The organism is Stutzerimonas nitrititolerans (assembly GCF_003696285.1).
Taxonomy (GTDB): Bacteria; Pseudomonadota; Gammaproteobacteria; order Pseudomonadales; family Pseudomonadaceae; genus Stutzerimonas; species Stutzerimonas nitrititolerans.
Map to the genome: position 1 here is coordinate 69,950 of NZ_RFFL01000001.1, position 17,472 is coordinate 87,421.

Genomic DNA, 17,472 nt, shown 5'->3' on the forward strand with positions numbered 1-17,472 from the left:
ACTCTGAAGAGCCGCCCGACCATCGTCGCCGGGCGCACCGAAGGAGCAAGCGGCTGCGCTCTGGCGCAGGCGTGAAACTCTCAGGTCCAGGACAGAGGGGGCGCCCGCCGCGCATTGTGCGCACGGGCTTCAACCCCTGACGTCTCTGGAGCTACAACAATGAAAACAATCGCTGTCATTGGTGGCGGAATCACCGGCGTTACCACCGCTTATGCCCTGGCCAAGCGCGGCTTCGCGGTCACCCTGTTCGAAAAGCATCGCTATGCCGCCATGGAAACCTCGTTCGCCAACGGGGGCCAGCTGTCGGCCTCCAACGCCGAGGTCTGGAACCACAGGTCGACCATCGTCAAGGGCCTGAAGTGGATGCTCAAGAACGATGCGCCGCTGCTGGTCAATCCCAAGCCCAGCTGGCACAAGCTTTCCTGGTTCGCCGAGTTCATCGGCTCGATCCCCAACTACGACAAGAACACCGTCGAAACCGCGCGCCTGGCGATCGCCGCGCGTGAGCACCTGTTCGCCTGGGCCGACGAGGAAGGCATCGACTTCGACCTGAAGAAGAAAGGCATCCTGCACATCTACCGCGACAAGGCCGGCTTCGAGCACGCCGGCAAGGTGTCCCGGTTACTGGCCGAAGGCGGCCTGCCGCGGCGCAGCGTGACGCCTGAGGAAATGCGCGACATCGAGCCGACCCTGGCCGGCAAGTACTACGGCGGCTATTTCACCGAGTGCGACTCCACCGGCGACATCCACAAGTTCACCAATGGCCTGGCGGCGGCGATCGATCGCCTGGGCGTTCGCTGCCTCTACGGTGAGGATGTGAAGGCGGTCTCCAGCGATGGCAAGCGCGCCAGCGTGACCCTCGGCAGCAGCGCCGGCGACGAGGTGCTGCAGTTCGACGGCCTGGTGGTCTGCGCCGGCACCGCCAGCCGCGATCTGGCCGCGCAACTGGGCGATCGGGTGAACATCTATCCGGTCAAGGGCTACTCGATCACGGTCAACCTGAACGACGAGCTCAGCCGCGTCTCGGCCCCCACCGTCAGCCTGCTGGACGACGAGACCAAGCTGGTGACCAGCCGCCTGGGCGACGATCGCTTCCGGGTCGCCGGCACCGCCGAGTTCAACGGCTACAACCGCGACATCCGCGCCGACCGCATTCGCCCGCTGGTGGAATGGGTGAACCAGTGCTTCCCCGGCGTCAACACCCGCAGCGTGGTGCCTTGGGCCGGCCTGCGGCCGATGCTGCCGAACATGATGCCCAAGGTCGGGCGCGGCAAATCGCCCTGCGTGTTCTACAACACCGGCCACGGCCACCTGGGTTGGACCCTGAGCGCCGTCACCGCGGACATGATCGGCGATGTGGTGGGGCAGGCGCTGGGCGGCACCACTGCTCCGGTGGCATCGGCGCAAGCGGTTTGCGCGTAGCCTGAAACGACCGCGAGGCCTGAATGAGGCCTCGCGGTCTTTGTTTGAAACCTGAGGCGGAAGGCAGCGCTTCCGCCGATCTCGTATCAGTTGTTACGGCCACCGCCGTGGCTGTTCTGGCCACCTTTCTGGCCTGCTTCGGACGCCTTCTGGCGATCGTTGGCGAAGTTGCCGCCGCTGTTCTGGCCGCCTTTCTGCCCGGCTTCGGAGGCACGCTGAGGGTCGTTGGCGAAGTTGCCACCGCTGTTCTGTCCGCCTTTCTGTCCGGCTTCCGAGGCGCGCTGAGGATCGTTGGCGAAATTGCCGCCACTGTTCTGCCCGCCCTTGCTACCCATATCCTGGTAATGCTCCTTGTCGTGAGTCGCCGAGGTCGCTTCGCCGCCTTTACGCCCTGCTTCGTTTACGCTCATGCCGTCTCTTTCGTTAGCCATGGGAAACCTCCTGCACGGTTGTGAAATCGCGTGATTGAACTGGGCGTCTGGCGCTGTGGCATTCCGTCCGCCTCACTGTTGTGAAAGGGATCGGGGTGGGGAGTTCAACACTTGCGCGACTGCCTGATGAGTGGCGTAAGTAACTGACGCAACGGCATTTTTTCGTTTCCTCGAGGCAAGCGGGCGCCGGCTGCGACGAAGGCTTGATCACAGTTGCGAGGCGCGCACCATGCAGCGCTGATGACGCTCGTCGACACGCTTGGCGAACCATGCGGTGGTGAGGTTGCGCGTGATCTTCGGGCTCTGCAGGGTGATGCCCGGCAAGGCCTCGCGTGGCAAGGGTTGGCCATCGATGTGCTGCGCCAGGTCGAATACCCGCTCGTAGAGCCGCGTCTCCTCGAATTCGAAGCGATCGCCCTGTTCCAGTGCTTCGCGGATCGCGGCGTCGCTCATGCGCAAGCGTTTACCCAGCGAACGGGCCGCCAGCTCCGTGGCGCCGGCCTTGCGGCTGCCATGGATGATCAGGTCACCGTCGAGCGCCAGGTCGATGCCCGATGCCAGGCTGAGCGCTTTCTGGAAGGCCGCGTTGCGGCTGGCGTACCAACCGGCGTTGAAGTCGGCGAAACGATACAGCGGACGGCTGTAGTTCGCCGGATAGTCCAGCAGATGGGCGATGCCGAAATACATGCCGCCACGGCGGCTGAAGACCTCGTCGCGAATGCTGCCTTCGTAGGCATAGGGGTAATCGCTCGCACGCGCCTCGGCGAAGGCGATGCTGACCTGCATCGGCCCGCCGGTTCGCACCGGATTGAGCATGCCGAACAACTGCCGGCCCAGGGGCACCAGGCCGAGGAAGTCGTCGAAGATCTCACTCAACTCCTTCTCGGTACGCACCCTGGCCAGCCGTTGCTCGTAGGTCTTGCCGTCGGGCGACTCGAGGCGCAGCGCGGCGTTCACCAGAAAACGCGGAACATGCAGGCGATCTGCGCGCCGCTGGATTTCCTGCCGGGCGATCTTCGCCAGGCCGGGCACCGGCGGCGCGGCCTGGAAGGTCGATTCCTGCACCGTCACGGCCAGCACGGCACAGAGGTTTTCGTCGCTGGGCGGAATCGCCAGGGTGCTGAACGCCGTCTGGATATCCGCCGCCCAGCCATTGCGATCCGGAATGTCGGCCGGCATCAGCCGGGCGATCTTCGCGCGTACTTCGTTCGGGTGCGGCGGCGGGGCCACGGGCTGCCTGGCACAACCGGCAAATGCCAGCAGCGTGACCAGCAGAATGCCCGACGGAAGGCGCCACCAGCCTGTGGAGAGATGTTGAAGGAGATTGTTCATGCGGTTCATCGGCTTGTTCTGGTCAGGGTTCGACCATGATTTCGCTCAGGCGGCTGCGCAACGCCGCGGAACGACGCAATCAGGTCGGCGTCGGCTTGGGGCGGACGATCACGCTTTATCATTACGATTTGGGTAACGTTCGCCCCTCCAGCTTGATTGATGACCCAGGGGGCACTGCCTACTGTGAGCTCCACATCGCGGAAACCTGTGGAGTCGTCATGACAACAACAATGTCCCCACCGCCGCAGTGGTCGCGTCGTCGTGCCGAAAAGGCCCGGCGTCTCGATCAGGCGCGTCGCCTCGCCGATGGCGTGGTGCTGCCCAGCGAGCGGATCGTCGAGGCCCTGGAAATGCTGATCGCACCCGGCGATCGCGTGGTACTCGAAGGCAACAACCAGAAACAGGCGGATTTCCTCTCCCGCTCGCTGGCCCAGGTCGATCCCGGCAAGCTGCACGACCTGCACATGATCATGCCCAGCGTCAGCCGCGCCGAGCATCTGGACCTGTTCGAGCGGCAGATCGCGCGCAAGCTCGACTTCTCCTTCGCCGGTCCGCAGAGCCTGCGCATCAGCCAGTTGCTGGAAGACGGCCTGCTGGAAGTCGGCGCCATCCATACCTACATCGAGCTCTATTCGCGCCTGCTGGTGGACCTGATCCCCAATGTCGCGCTGGTGGCCGGCTTCACCGCCGATCGCGAGGGCAACATCTACACCGGCCCGAGCACCGAGGACACCCCGGCGCTGGTCGAACCCACGGCCTTCTCCGACGGCATCGTCATCGTCCAGGTCAACCAGATCGTCGACGACCCGCGCGACCTGCCGCGCGTGGACATCCCGGCCAGCTGGGTCGACTTCGTGGTGCAGGCCGACAAGCCGTTCTACATCGAGCCACTGTTCACCCGCGACCCGCGCCACATCAAGCCGGTGCACGTGCTGATGGCGATGATGGCGATCCGCGGCATCTACGAAAAACACAAGGTGCAGTCGCTCAACCATGGCATCGGCTTCAACACCGCCGCCATCGAGCTGATCCTGCCGACCTACGGCGAATCCCTGGGTCTGAAGGGCAAGATCTGCCGCAACTGGACGCTCAACCCGCACCCGACGCTGATCCCGGCGATCGAGACCGGCTGGGTCGAGAGCGTGCACTGCTTCGGCACCGAGCTGGGCATGGAGAACTACATCGCCCAGCGTCCGGACGTGTTCTTCACCGGCCGCGATGGCTCGATGCGTTCCAACCGCATGATGTGCCAGCTGGCCGGCCAGTACGCGGTGGACCTGTTCATCGGCGCGACCCTGCAAGTGGATGGCGACGGGCATTCTTCGACTGTGACGCGGGGCCGACTGGCCGGTTTCGGCGGCGCGCCGAACATGGGTCACGATCCGCGCGGTCGCCGCCATGCCACCCCGGCCTGGCTCGACATGACCGAGCCTGTGACCATGCTCGAGCGCGGCAAGAAGCTCGTTGTGCAGATGGTCGAGACCTTCCAGGAAGGCGGCAAGCCCACCTTCGTCGAGCAGCTCGATGCGGTCCAGGTGGCGAAGAAGAGCGGCATGCCGCTGGCGCCGATCATGATCTACGGCGACGACGTCACCCACCTGCTCACCGAGGAAGGCATCGCCTACCTGTACAAGGCGCGCTCGCTGGAAGAGCGCCAGGCGATGATCGCGGCGGTGGCCGGCGTCACCAGCATCGGCCTGCGCCATGATCCCAAGGACACCGAGCGCATGCGCCGCGAAGGATTGATCGCGCTGCCGGAAGATCTCGGCATCCGCCGCAACGACGCCAGCCGCGAGCTGCTCGCTGCCAAGAGCATCGCCGAGCTGGTGGAATGGTCCGGCGGCCTCTACAACCCGCCCGCCAAGTTCAGGAGCTGGTGATGAGCGCGCTCATTGCAACACGGCCGTCGCCGGCCGAGCGTCTGGCGGACCTGGCGGTGCAGGCACTGATCGACGAGGCCGACCTGTCGCCCAAGCCGGGGCTGGTGGACCGGCGCGGCAGCGGTGCGCACAGTGATCTGCACCTGGGCCTGATGCACGCATCGGCGCAATCGCTGTGGCCGGCGTTCGCCGCCATGGCTGACGCGGCGCGCGCCGAAGGCGAGGTCAGCCAGGCGTTGCGCGAGACGCTCGGCCGGCTGGGCCGCGACGGCGAAGCGGAGATGCTGCGCGTCACCGCCGGGGTCAATACCCATCGCGGCGCGATCTGGGCGCTGGGCTTGCTCAGTGCCTCCGCGACGCTGGAACCGGGTGCCGCGGCCGACGAGATCGCCATGACCGCCGCTGCCCTGGCCCGGCTGGAAGACCCCGCCGCGCCACGCAACCCGGACAGCCATGGCGCACGGGTCTGTCGCCGCTACGGTGTGCTCGGCGCCCGCGAACAGGCGCAGCACGGCTTTCCCGCCGTCATCGAGCACGGTCTGCCGCAGCTCAACGCCAGCCGTCGCGCCGGCGCTGGCGAGCAGAACGCCAGGCTCGACGCGCTGCTGGCGATCATGAGCCAGCTGACCGACACCTGCGTGCTGCATCGCGCCGGGCTGGAAGGCCTGGAGCGCATGCAGCAGGGCGCCCGCACCGTACTCGCCGCCGGTGGCGCCGCCAGCCTCGCCGGGCGTCGCCAGTTGCGCGCGCTGGACCACGCCATGCTGGCGCTCAATGCCTCGCCGGGCGGTGCCGCCGACCTGCTGGCCGCCACTCTTTTCCTCGACCGTCTGGCGCCTGCCGCGCCGGCGCCGATTGGGAGCAATTGATCATGGAAACCCTGTCTTTCGAATTCGCCGCCGGGCAACCCGCTCGCGGCAAGGCCCTGGTCGGCGTGGTCGGCTCGGGCGATCTGGAAGTGCTGCTCGAACCCGGCCAGGCCGGCAAGCTGGCGATCCAGGTGGTCACCTCGGTCAACGGCGCCGAGCAACGCTGGCAGCAACTGTTCGAGCGGATGTTCCGCGAGCAGACGCTACCGGCGCTGAACATCGACATCCACGACTTCGGCGCCACACCCGGCGTGGTGCGCCTGCGCCTGGAACAGGGACTGGAGGAGGTCGGCCATGACTGATGCTTCCGCAAACAACGTGACCCGTCTGCTGCAATCGCGCAGCTTCGTCGAACTCGGCGCCCGCGAGCGCGCCCGCGCACTGCTGGATGCAGGCAGCTTCCGCGAACTGCTCGATCCGTTCGACCGCGTCACCTCGCCCTGGCTGCCGAAGCAGGGCATCGTCACCCAGGCCGACGACGGCGTGGTGGTGGCCAAGGGCACCATTGACGGCCAGCCGGCGGTGATCGCCGCCATCGAAGGCGCCTTCCAGGGCGGCAGCATGGGCGAGGTCGGCGGCGCGAAGATCGCAGGCAGCCTGGAGCTGGCCGCCGAGGACAACCGCAACGGCATTCCCACCCGCGCCGTGCTGCTGCTGGAAACCGGCGGCGTGCGCCTGCAGGAAGCCAACCTGGGCCTGGCCGCCATCGCCGAGATCCAGGCGGCCATCGTCGAGCTGCGCGAGCACCAGCCGGTGATCGGCGTGGTGGCGGGTTCGGTCGGCTGCTTCGGCGGCATGGGCATCGCTGCCGGGCTGTGCAGCTACCTGGTGGCGACCCGCGAGGCGCGCATCGGGCTCAACGGCCCGCAGGTGATCGAGCAGGAAGCCGGCATCGAGGAATACGACTCGCGCGACCGTCCGTTCATCTGGAGCCTGACCGGCGGCGAGCAGCGCCATGCCAGCGGCCTGGTGGACAGCTACGTCGCAGACGACAGCGATGCTATCCGTGCCGAACTGCACAAGCTGTTCGCCCAGGGCAAGCCGGCGCAGCCGCGCAGTCGGCGGCATGCCTGGTTCCTGCAACGCCTGACCGACGCCGATACCCGTGAGCAGCTCGATGCCGCGGGGGTGCGCGCCCTCTACCAAGGAGATGCCCAATGAGCCGTGGACTGAACTGGTTGCAAGCCCTGGCCGGTGGCCAGGCCCTGGCCGGCTATCCGGCCTCGGTGAAGGTCGTCGATGGTGAACTCGAAGGCCGTGCCGCGCGCTATATCGCCGTGGTGCCCGATGCCCAGAGCCCCTTCCCGCGCGCGCGCAACGGCGAGGTCGGCCTGCTCGAAGGCTGGGCCCTGGGCCAGGCCGTGGACGAGGTGATCGAGGCCGATCGCGACAAGGCCGACAAGCGCGTGCTGGTCGCCGTGGTCGACGTACCGAGCCAGGCCTACGGCCGCCGCGAGGAGGCCCTGGGCATCCACCAGGCGCTGGCCGGTGCGGTGGACGGCTATGCCCGTGCGCGGCTGGCCGGGCATCCGGTGGTGGCGCTGCTGGTGGGCAAGGCCATGTCCGGCGCCTTCCTCGCCCACGGCTACCAGGCCCAGCGGATCATCGCCCTGCGCGATCCGGGGGTGATGGTGCACGCCATGGGCAAGGCCGCCGCCGCGCGCATCACCCTGCGCAGCGTCGAGGAACTGGAGGCGCTGGCCGAATCGGTGCCGCCGATGGCCTACGACATCGACAACTACGCGACCCTCGGCCTGCTCTGGGAAACCCTCTCGGTGGACAACATCGAGCAGCCGGCCGCCGCCGACCTGGCGCGGGTGCGCGATTGCCTGCGCATGGCCGTCGAGGACATCGGCACCAGCTCCGACCTGAGCGGTCGCCTTGGCGCGGCCAATCGCGAGGCCTCGTCGCGGGTCCGGGAAAAACTGCGCGCGCAGTGGTGAGCTTTTCCCCCTCGCCCGCTGGGGAGAGGGGTCGGGGGTGAGAAGCTAGCGCCCCCGCTGCCACCAAACCCACCCTCCCCAACGACAACCATGAGGAGGCTGCAGATGATCGACAGATTACGTCCCCACGACCTGCTCTGGGGCCTGACACCGGCACAGCTGCCCGCCGACGCGCCGGCCTGGGTGCGGCAGGTGCTCGCCGCTGGCCAGCCGGTGGTGGTCCGCCGTGCGCTGGTAGCCAGCGGGCAGGTTGCGGTGGGCGTGCGCGGTGCCAGCCGCGATCAGCGCTTCGCCACCACGTTGGAGGTGAGCAGGGTGTTGCGTCGAGTGGGCCCGGAGCAACTGGTTGAGCGATTGCCGGCCGGGGTGTTGCCTGCCTTCAAGGCGCTGGCCTTGCTCAAGCCGTTTCTCGACGAGCTGGGTCTCGTCTGGGGCGTCACCGGATCGGTCGGCTACCAACTGGCCAGCGGCGTCGAGGCGGCGCATGTCGAAAGCGATCTCGATCTGCTGCTGCGGACCCCGCAACCCTTGTCCCGCCAACTGGCAGGCGAACTGCAACGGCTGCTGGACGAGGCGCCCTGTGCCGTCGACCTGCAACTGGAGACGCCCTCGGGTGGCGTCGCCCTGCGCGAGTGGGCCGGCGACTCGGCGCGCGTCCTGCTCAAGTGCGCCACGGGCGCGCGGCTGATCGAGGACCCCTGGGCGGCCAGGGAGCTGGCGGCATGAGCAGCCTGTTCGCCTTCCCCGGCCAGGGTGCGCAGAAGCCCGGCATGCTGCATCGGCTGCCGGACGAACCGCAGATCGCCGCCGCACTGGCCGAGGCCAGCGAGGTGCTCGGCGAGGATGCGCTGGCGCTGGATTCGGCCGAGGCGCTGCAGTCCACCCGGGCCGTGCAACTCTGCCTGCTGATCGCCGGCGTGGCCGGGGCCCGGCTGCTGATGCGTGACGGCTTGCGCCCCGACTATGTTGCCGGCCTGTCCATCGGCGCCTATGCCGCGGCGGTCGCCGCCGGGGCGCTGAACTATGCCGATGCCTTGCGCCTGGTGGCGCTGCGCGGCGAGCTGATGCAGAACGCCTATCCCGAAGGCTTCGGCATGACCGCCGTCCTCGGCCTCGATATCGGCCAGGTCGAAAGTTTGCTGGCGCAGGTCAGCGGCCCGGATAGCCCTGTGCACCTGGCCAACATCAACGCCGACAACCAGCTCGTCGTGGCCGGCAGCGATGCCGCCATGGCGGCGGTGGCACAACGGGCCAAGGCGCTGGGGGCCTCCTGTGCAAGGCGCCTGGCGGTCAGCGTGCCGTCCCACAGTGCGCTGTTGGACGCGCCTGCCGCGCAGCTGGCCGAGGCGTTCGCGACGGTCAGCCTGCGCGCGCCGCGCCTGCGCTATCTGAGCGGCACCACGGCACGGCCCATCGCCGATCCCGAGCGCCTGCGCGACGACCTGGCCTTCAACATGTGCCGCGTCGTCGACTGGCACGGCACCCTGCGCACCGCCTACGAGCGCGGTGTGCGGCTGCACGTCGAACTGCCGCCAGGCTCGGTACTGACCGGGCTGGCACGACGGGTTTTCGAACAAGGTACGCTGGTCGCCTTCGATGGCGCCCGGCTCGATACGCTGGATGCCTTGCTGCGTCGGGAGGTAGGTCGAGCCGAGTAGAGCTGTAAGGATGGCCGTTGGCGCCATCCACCTGAACGATGAATAACTACAACTCACTTCGTAATACGCGCCGGCCGGCTTGCAGGCACGAGCGCAACCCAAGAGGACAATAACAATGATTATCTTCGGTGTGGCCTTCCTGGCCTTGTGCACCCTGACGGGCATTTTCATCGGCGAACTGCTGGGCAAGGCCATCGGCGTACCGGCCAACGTCGGCGGCGTCGGCATCGCCATGGTGCTGCTCATTCTCATAGGCAGCTACCTGAAGAATCGCGGCCTGTTCAGCATGGAGTCGGAGCAGGGCGTCAGGTTCTGGAGTGCCGTCTACATCCCCATCGTCGTTGCCATGGCTGCCCAGCAGAACGTCTACGGCGCGCTGAGCGGTGGCCCGATGGCCATCCTTGCCGGCGTCGCGGCCGTCGTCATCGCCTTCGCACTGGTTCCGGTGCTGAGTGGGATCGGCCAAAAAAAGTCTGATGCCTCCACCGCCACGCTGATCACCGAGGGCTGACCTGTGTACGAATCGCTTCTCAAGGTTGTATCCGGCTACGGCATGGTCAGTGGTTTCGCCATCATCGGCGCCACCATGTGGTTGTCCTACTGGCTCTCGGACAAGCTGACCAAGGGCCGCCTGCATGGCTCGGCCGTGGCCATCCTGATCGGCCTGCTGCTGTCCTACATCGGTGGCGTGGTCACCGGTGGGCAGAAAGGCCTGGTGGACATCGCGCTGTTCTCCGGCATCGGCCTGCTCGGCGGCGCCATGCTGCGTGATTTCGCCATCGTCGCCACCGGCTTCGGCGTCAGCGTGGAAGAGCTCAAGCGCGCCGGTTTCGTCGGCGTACTGGCGCTGTTCATCGGCGTGTTCTCGTCCTTCGTGGCCGGCGTGGGGGTGGCGGTGGCCTTCGGCTACACCGATGCGGTGAGTCTGACAACCATTGGCACCGGTGCGGTGACCTACATCGTCGGACCTGTGACCGGCGCAGCGATCGGCGCCAGCTCCGAGGTGATGGCGCTGTCCATCGCGGCGGGCCTGGTCAAGGCGATCCTGGTGATGGTGGCGACGCCCTTCGTCGCGCCGCTGATCGGGCTGAACAACCCGCGCTCGGCGGTGATCTTTGGCGGCCTGATCGGCACCTCCAGCGGCGTCGCCGGCGGCCTGGCGGCCACCGATCCGAAACTGGTGCCGTACGGCTGTCTGACCGCGGCGTTCTACACTGCACTGGGCTGCCTGCTCGGACCCTCGCTGCTGTTCTTCATCATGCGCGGGCTGCTTGGCTGAGGCCACTGACACTCAACGTAAACCACAGCGCGCCCACCAGGGCGCGTCTGCGTTATCGAGGAATTACGGATGATGAACCTTCTCAAGGTGAGCCACAAACTGGCGCTGGGTTTTGCAGCGATTCTCGTACTGACCGTCGCCGTCGCCCTTATCGGTAGCTTCGGCATGGATGCATTGATCTCGCGCAGCGACAAGGCGCAGGACGCGTCGATGCTGCTCGACGAGGCCAATCGGATTCGCTTCGCACAAGTCAGCTTCGAAACCCGAGGCGATCCGCAGTACGTGGAAATGGTGGAACAGGCGGTGGCGCGGATCGTCCAGCTCGTGCAGGAGCAGAAGGCCGATTTCATCGACCCGCAGGATCTGCAACGGCTGGATGCCATCGCCAGCGAGGCGCAGCGTTACCAGCAGCACTTCCGGGAGCTGGCGGCGCTGTGGGCGCTCAAGGTGAAAACCCGCAGCGGCTGGGTCGAGGCTGGCAACACCTCGGATGCGCTGATCGCGGAATTGGAAAGACGCTGGGCGGGTACGCCGGACGATCCGGTGATGCATGAAAGCCCGCGCACAGCCACCATCGGCCTGCTGGCCGGCGAGGTCTCCAAGCACAATCGGATGGTCCGTTTCATGGTGCGCGGCTACCTGATGACCGAGACCGAGCAGTCGCTGCAGCAGCTGCAGCAGCAATTCAAGACGCTGCAGGCGGCGGTGGAGCGGCTCGATGAGCACCTGGCTGGCGCCGAGAACCTGCAGCCATTGCACGACTCGGTCGGGACCTATATCAGCCAGTTCGCCAAATTGCCGCCGATCGTCGCCGATCAGGTGCGGGCGCGGCAGGATATGCAGACGATTTTCGACAATATCTACCGCAACACCAGCGAAATCGTGCAGTCCCAGACGGACAAGCGTGGCGCCGACGCGGTCGGCAAGAAAACGCTGTTGCTTGCGATCACCTTGCTGGCGATGGCGCTTGGGCTGCTCATCAGCTGGCTGATCGTGCGGCAAATCACCAACCCGCTGTCCCAGGCCGTGCGCGTCGCCGAGCGTATCGGCGCAGGCGACATGACTGAACAGCCGCGGCAGCGGCGCAGCGACGAATTCGGCCAACTGCTCGACGCGCTGGAGCGTACGCGCGGCAACCTGCGCGACATGCTCGGTCAGATGAGCGGCATTACCAGCCAGCTGGCCTCGGCCGCCGAGGAACTCTCCGCCGTGACCGAGCAGACCAGCGCCGGTATCCAGAGCCAGCGCCAGGAGACCGATCAGGTCGCCACGGCCATGCATGAGATGGCGGCGACCGTGCAGGAGGTGGCGCGCAATGCCGATGAGGCCGCCAGCGCCGCTCAGCATGCCGATCGCCAGGCGGTCCAGGGCAATGCCGTGGTGCAGCGGGCGCTGGCGCAGATAGACAGTCTGTCGTCGCAGGTAGGCCTGTCGGCCGAAGCCATGGAGCAGCTCAACAGCGAAGCCACGGGCATCAGCACCGTGCTCACGGTGATCAACGGCATCGCCGAGCAGACCAACCTGCTGGCCCTGAATGCGGCGATCGAAGCGGCCAGGGCGGGGGAAGCCGGACGCGGTTTCGCCGTGGTGGCCGATGAGGTTCGCGGCCTGGCGCAACGCACCCAGCAGTCGACGGCGCAGATCGAGGAGTTGATTAGCAAGTTGCAGAAGGGCGCGCTGAACGCTTCATCGCTGATGGGCAGCAGCCGCGACCTGGCTGCCGAGACGGTGAGTCTGGCGCGTGACGTCGGTGAAGAGCTGCAGGCGATCACCCGCAGCATCTCCACCATCCAGGCGATGAACCAGCAGATCGCCACGGCTTCGGAAGAGCAGAGCTCGGTGGCCGAGGACATCAACCGCAGCGTGCTCAATGTGCGTGACGTGGCGGACCAGTCGGCAGCCGCGGCAGAGCAGACCGCTGCCTCGACGGTGGCGCTGGCGAGGATGGGCAACGAACTGCAGGGCCTGGCTGCGCGTTTCCGCGTCTGAATCGCTTCGGTTCGATCCTTCCAGGCTGCACGGGCGGCATCCGGCGGGGAGCGTTCCCCGCCTCTTGGCAGGCCGCATCGTGCCGCCTGAGCCGAAACTGGTACCCTACGGCCGCCTGATGGCGGCTTTCCCTGCCGCTCCGGGCTGCGTGCCCGGGCCGTCGCCGCTGTCGCTCGTCATGTGCGCTGCGCCTGGCTGAACAGCTTTCGAGGTCCTGGTGTTTCGCAGCGTGTCGTTGCCGGCGTGCTGTCTTCTTGCGTGAATCGAACGACGGGCACCTGCACGGTTGCCGTCATCGGCTCCTGGGTTCTACTAAAGTACCCTGCGCTTTTCGACCCGGTGACGCGGCGGGCGCTTTAAGATGGGTTCCATAAAACCTTGAAAAATAAAGAGGAACTTGCTCCATGCTGCTTTTCTTCATCAGCCTTGCGATACTTTTTCTCGGATACAAGCTCTACGGCCCGTTCGTTGAAAAACAGGCCGGCATAGACCCGACTGCCATCACCCCTCAGGAGCGTCTGCGCGATGGCGTGGACTATGTGCCAATCAGCCCCGCGCGGGCTTTCCTGATTCAGTTTCTCAACGTTGCCGGTGTCGGCCCCATCTTCGGCCCCATCCTGGGGGCGCTGTATGGCCCGATCGCGCTCGTCTGGATCGTGCTCGGCAACGTGATCGGCGGCGCGGTGCATGACTACTTCTCCGGTGTCATGAGCCTGAAGGAGGATGGCAAGAGCCTGCCGGAAATCGCCGGCCACTATTACAATGTGGTGTTCAAGGGCTGCATGCTGATATTCACCGCCATGCTGCTGTTCTTCGTCGGTGTGGTGTTCATCATGAGCCCGGCCGGGCTGCTGAGTAACCTGTCGTTTTTCGAGGGCACCATTCTGGGTGGCAACACCTTCTGGGTACTGGTGATCCTGGGCTACTACTTCCTCGCCACCTTGTTGCCCATCGACAAGATCATCACCAAGCTGTATCCGGCGTTTGGCTTGCTGATGATCGTGATGACCACCCTGGTCGCCGTGGCGTTGCTGCTGGAAGCGCCTCACCTGCCGCAGGTGTCGGGTATTTTCGATTTCTTCCTGCATAACCATCAGGAGCATGACTTCCTCACGCCGAACCCTGACGGCCTGCCCGTATGGCCCTTGCTGTTCGTGACGATCACCTGTGGCGCCATCAGTGGCTTCCACTCCACCCAGTCACCGATGATCGCCCGTTGCCTGACCAACGAGAAATACGCCCGCCCGGTGTTCTATGGCGCCATGACCTGCGAAGGCATCGTCGCCTGCGTCTGGGCGCTGGCGGGCATCGCGGCCTTCCCCGGCGGCTATGCCGAACTGAAGGCCATGCTGGACCAGGGCGGCCCCGGCCTGGTGGTCAACCATGTCGCCACCAGCTACCTGGGCGTGTTCGGCGGTGTGATGGCGATTCTCGCGGTTGCGGTTTTCCCGATCACTTCCGGCGACACGGCCTTCCGCTCGCTGCGCCTGACCATCATGGATGCGTTCAAGATTTCGCAAACGACCCTCAACCGGTTGGCCCTGGCCGTACCGCTGCTGGGTGTGGCCTATCTGATGACCTTCCTGGACTTCTCGCTGATCTGGCGTTACTTCGCGTTCTCCAACATGTTGCTGTCGACCAGCGTGCTGTGGCTGGCGACCAAGTACCTGTTCGACAGGGGTGCCTTCCACTGGATTACCAGTATCCCGGCGGTGATAGGTACGGCCATTACGGTGGCTTACATCGCAACGGCGGCCATCGGTCTGAACCTGCCGATGGAATACAGCAGGCCGATCGGTATTGCGGTGGCAGTGGTGTGCTTGATCGGTCTGGTGTTCAAGAACAACAGACGCACTGCAGAGGCCGTGTGAAGCCTGGGCCAGAGTGGCGAACTGCGCTGCTCTGGTCCCGATTCATCGTGCTTTTTCGATGAAGGAAAAGGCTGGCGCCGGACTGGCAATTTTGTGTGCTGAATGAAAGTTTCGCTTTCGTGAGCGTTTGTCGAGTTGCTTGATGGCGTGGGTTTCGCCCTGCTGGGCGAGTCACTTTTTTCAGTCGCGAAAAAAGTAACCAAAAACGCTTGCCCCTACATACGGCCCTGCGCTTCGCGCAGGGTTCGTTCGCTCCACCGCTGCTCCAGGGGCCGGCTTACAAGGGCCGTCCCTGGCCCTTTAAGCCTCTCGCCGCATCCCTGCGGCTCGCTCCCTTACACAACGGTTCCACTCACCCTCCTGAAAGGGGCGGTTGGTGTCGCCTGATGGTTTGTGCGTCGGGCCAAAAAAGCCGAAGCAAACTCTCGATCTTCCAGGCGACTCGGACCCGTTCCCCGTCAGGAGGCCGAGTGGAGGTGTTGCGCAGGGGGACGCGAGGCATGGACGCCGAGCGAGGAGCGAAGGGACAGGGATGTCCCTTCGTGACGGCCCCCGGAGCGACACCGGAGCGAGGGAACCCCGGCGTAGCCGGGGCCGGATGTCGGGCGCGCTTTCTCTTTGGTTACTTTCTCTTTCGCGCGAGCAAAGAGAAAGTGACTCGGCCGGGGGGCCGAAACCAGAGGTGTCAGCATACTCGGTAAGCGCCGTTATCACCGAAGTGCAACTCTGCCGCAACATCCAATATTGCCAGTCCGGTGCCAAGCACCCATGTCCCCATGAATATCAAAAGCGATAAAAAAGCGGGCTTCCGAGGAAGCCCGCCAAATCGGCCTACGGCCAATGGCCAACATCTGAAACCTAGATCGCTTCGCCCATCACGTAGTCCGGCAGGACGGTAGCGATCTGCGGGAACAGGCACAGGATGATGATCGCCAGCACCATCACCAGCGCGTACGGGAGGGCTCCCCAGAGGATTTCCCGCGTCGGCACCTGCGGTGCGATCCCGTTGATGACGAACAGGTTCAGCCCCAGCGGCGGCGTGATCAGGCCGATCTCCATGTTGATGGTCAGCACCACCGCGAACCAGTAGGGGTCGAAGCCGGCCTGCACCACAATGGGGAACAGCAGCGGCGCGGACATCACGATCACCGCCACCGGCGGCAGGAACATCCCGGCCACCAGCAGGAACACGTTGATCACACCCATCAGCACCCAGCGGTTGACCTCCAGACTGGCGATCGCCTCGGCCAGCGACTGGGTGATGTACAGCGACGACAGGGCGAAGGCGAAGAGCTCGGCGGAGGCCAGGATCATCATGATCATGACGCTTTCGCGCATGCCGGAGCCGAAGATGTCGCGGAAGGTACCCATCTTGAACAGCCGATAGGCCAGCACCACCACCACCAGCGTGAGCATGGCGCCTGCGCCAGCGGCTTCGGAAGGCGTGGCCACGCCACCATAGAGCACATAGAGCACGCCGAGGATGATCAGCATCAGCGGCAGTATCCGCGGCAACGCCGCCAGCTTGTCGCGCAGGCTGAAGTGCACCCCGGCGGCGCCGAAGTGGAAGCCCTTGCGGCGGGCATCGAGCATCGCCCAACCCATGAACATGACCGTCAGCATCAGGCCGGGCAACACGCCGGCGAGGAACAGCCGGCCGATGGAGGTTTCCGTGGCGATGCCGTAGATGATCATCGTCACCGAGGGTGGCAGCAGAATGCCGAGCGTGCCGCCTGCGGCGATCGAGCCGGTCGCCACTGAGGACGGGTAGCCGCGGTTGATCATTTCCGGGATGCCCAGCTTGCCGATCGCCGCGCAGGTCGCCGGGCTGGAGCCGGTCATGCCGGAAAATACCGCGCAGGCACCGATGTTCGACAGCACCAGGCCGCCCGGCACCTTGTACATCCAGCGATCCAGCGCGCGGTACAGGTCGGCGCCGGCGGGCGTGCCGGCGACGATGGCGCCCATCAGCACGAACATCGGGATCGAGACGAAAGCCAGGTTGCCGATGCCGGCGAACATGGTTTCCGCCACCACGCCGATGACCTCCGGGCCCATCGCCATGAACAGCCCGCCCATGGCCGCCAGGCCGAGGGCGAAAGCGATCGGCATGCCGGTGGCGAGGAACAGCAGCAAGGCACAGATCAGCAGTACACCTGCAAGGGTCGGAGTCATGGTGTTTCTCCCAGGCGCTGATGGCTGTGCATGATGGTTTCGACCTTCTGGCCTTCAGCGTTTCGTTGAGGCGAGATGGCCAGTTCCGGGCGAATCATCTTCATCAGCTCCACCACGTATTGCAGGCACAGCAAGGCGAAGCCCACCAGCATGGGCGTTGCGGGAATCCACAGCGGAATGGCGGCGATGGTCGGGGTGGTCCAGCCGCCTTCCCAGGCCTCGTAGACGTAGATGCCGCTGGCCACGCTCATCAGCACGCAGAACATCAGGCCCAGCACGGCGCCAAGACACTGCATGCGCCGGCGGTTGGGTGCCGACAGCATCAGTTCTATCACGTCGACGCCGACGTGCCCCTTCTTCATCAGCACATAGGGCGCGCCAATGAAGATCGCGGCGGTAGCGGCGAACACCACCACCTCGGTCTGCCAGATCGTGGGGGCTCTGAACAGGTAACGCATGAGGATCATCTGGCACATCACGACCATGGCGATGATCAGCAGGAAAACCGCGCTGACACCACCCAGGCGCGACAGGGCCTCGATGGCACTAATAAAACGTCTGGACATAAAGAACTCCTGGAGGCCCGCGCCGTACTGCAAGCCACGGGGTGGGCTCGAACGCAG

The 17,472-nt window shown here is 65.6% G+C and carries 16 protein-coding genes and 1 riboswitch; of the genes, 12 read left to right on the forward strand and 4 right to left on the reverse strand.

Annotation, left to right across the window (positions count from 1 at the left end; genetic code table 11):
- Position 1 precedes the first annotated feature (1 nt).
- A riboswitch (glycine riboswitch) is annotated at positions 2-97 on the forward strand.
- A gap of 62 nt (positions 98-159) precedes the next feature.
- Positions 160-1,422 carry a D-amino acid dehydrogenase gene (locus EA795_RS00315; protein ID WP_058073756.1) on the forward strand — a complete coding sequence of 421 codons (1,263 nt, stop codon included), beginning with the start codon at positions 160-162 and terminating at the stop codon, positions 1,420-1,422.
- 86 nt (positions 1,423-1,508) lie between these two features.
- Here the strand turns inward: EA795_RS00315 and EA795_RS00320 are convergent, their stop codons facing one another.
- Both EA795_RS00320 and EA795_RS00325 read right to left on the reverse strand, forming a co-directional pair.
- Entirely contained in the window at positions 1,509-1,853 is a 345-nt protein-coding gene (locus EA795_RS00320; protein ID WP_122074933.1) for a con-10 family general stress protein, read from the reverse strand.
- A gap of 207 nt (positions 1,854-2,060) precedes the next feature.
- A complete protein-coding gene (locus EA795_RS00325; protein ID WP_122075276.1) occupies positions 2,061-3,185 on the reverse strand; it encodes a DUF1615 domain-containing protein in 1,125 nt (374 codons plus the stop codon).
- 218 nt (positions 3,186-3,403) lie between these two features.
- Between EA795_RS00325 and mdcA the strand changes: the two genes are divergently transcribed.
- From mdcA to EA795_RS00380, 11 genes are all read left to right on the forward strand, one after another.
- The gene (gene mdcA, locus EA795_RS00330; protein ID WP_122074935.1) at positions 3,404-5,065 is read left to right on the forward strand and encodes a malonate decarboxylase subunit alpha; all 1,662 of its coding nucleotides are present in this window, start codon (positions 3,404-3,406) and stop codon (positions 5,063-5,065) included.
- Positions 5,065-5,934, forward strand: a complete 870-nt coding sequence (locus EA795_RS00335) for a triphosphoribosyl-dephospho-CoA synthase (RefSeq protein WP_122074937.1) — start codon at positions 5,065-5,067, stop codon at positions 5,932-5,934. Before mdcA ends, EA795_RS00335 begins: the two co-directional genes overlap by 1 nt.
- 2 nt (positions 5,935-5,936) lie before the next feature.
- Positions 5,937-6,236 (forward strand): malonate decarboxylase subunit delta, encoded by a 300-nt coding sequence (locus EA795_RS00340; RefSeq protein ID WP_058077775.1) that lies wholly within the window; start codon positions 5,937-5,939, stop codon positions 6,234-6,236.
- A complete protein-coding gene (locus tag EA795_RS00345) occupies positions 6,229-7,095 on the forward strand; it encodes a biotin-independent malonate decarboxylase subunit beta (RefSeq protein WP_122074939.1) in 867 nt (288 codons plus the stop codon). Before EA795_RS00340 ends, EA795_RS00345 begins: the two co-directional genes overlap by 8 nt.
- Positions 7,092-7,877 carry a biotin-independent malonate decarboxylase subunit gamma gene (gene mdcE, locus EA795_RS00350; RefSeq protein ID WP_122074941.1) on the forward strand — a complete coding sequence of 262 codons (786 nt, stop codon included), beginning with the start codon at positions 7,092-7,094 and terminating at the stop codon, positions 7,875-7,877. The genes EA795_RS00345 and mdcE overlap by 4 nt, the downstream gene beginning before the upstream one ends.
- Positions 7,878-7,982: 105 nt before the next feature.
- Positions 7,983-8,603: a malonate decarboxylase holo-ACP synthase gene (locus EA795_RS00355; RefSeq protein WP_122074943.1), complete on the forward strand. Its 621-nt coding sequence runs from the start codon at positions 7,983-7,985 to the stop codon at positions 8,601-8,603.
- Positions 8,600-9,535 (forward strand): malonate decarboxylase subunit epsilon, encoded by a 936-nt coding sequence (gene mdcH / locus EA795_RS00360; protein WP_122074945.1) that lies wholly within the window; start codon positions 8,600-8,602, stop codon positions 9,533-9,535. Before EA795_RS00355 ends, mdcH begins: the two co-directional genes overlap by 4 nt.
- 115 nt (positions 9,536-9,650) lie before the next feature.
- Positions 9,651-10,046 (forward strand): malonate transporter subunit MadL, encoded by a 396-nt coding sequence (gene madL / locus EA795_RS00365; protein ID WP_058073764.1) that lies wholly within the window; start codon positions 9,651-9,653, stop codon positions 10,044-10,046.
- 3 nt (positions 10,047-10,049) lie between these two features.
- Positions 10,050-10,814 (forward strand): malonate transporter subunit MadM, encoded by a 765-nt coding sequence (gene madM / locus EA795_RS00370; protein WP_014854600.1) that lies wholly within the window; start codon positions 10,050-10,052, stop codon positions 10,812-10,814.
- Between the two features lie 72 nt (positions 10,815-10,886).
- Positions 10,887-12,803, forward strand: a complete 1,917-nt coding sequence (locus tag EA795_RS00375) for a methyl-accepting chemotaxis protein (protein WP_122075278.1) — start codon at positions 10,887-10,889, stop codon at positions 12,801-12,803.
- Positions 12,804-13,207: 404 nt separating this feature from the next.
- Entirely contained in the window at positions 13,208-14,674 is a 1,467-nt protein-coding gene (locus tag EA795_RS00380; protein WP_058073765.1) for a carbon starvation CstA family protein, read from the forward strand.
- Positions 14,675-15,532: 858 nt separating this feature from the next.
- On the opposite strand, the gene EA795_RS00390 is transcribed toward EA795_RS00380, so the two are convergent.
- Both EA795_RS00390 and EA795_RS00395 read right to left on the reverse strand, forming a co-directional pair.
- Complete coding sequence (locus EA795_RS00390; protein ID WP_122074947.1) at positions 15,533-16,849, reverse strand: TRAP transporter large permease; 1,317 nt, start codon at positions 16,847-16,849, stop codon at positions 15,533-15,535.
- A complete protein-coding gene (locus EA795_RS00395) occupies positions 16,846-17,415 on the reverse strand; it encodes a TRAP transporter small permease subunit (RefSeq protein WP_058073767.1) in 570 nt (189 codons plus the stop codon). The genes EA795_RS00390 and EA795_RS00395 overlap by 4 nt, the downstream gene beginning before the upstream one ends.
- Between the last annotated feature and the right edge of the window lie 57 nt (positions 17,416-17,472).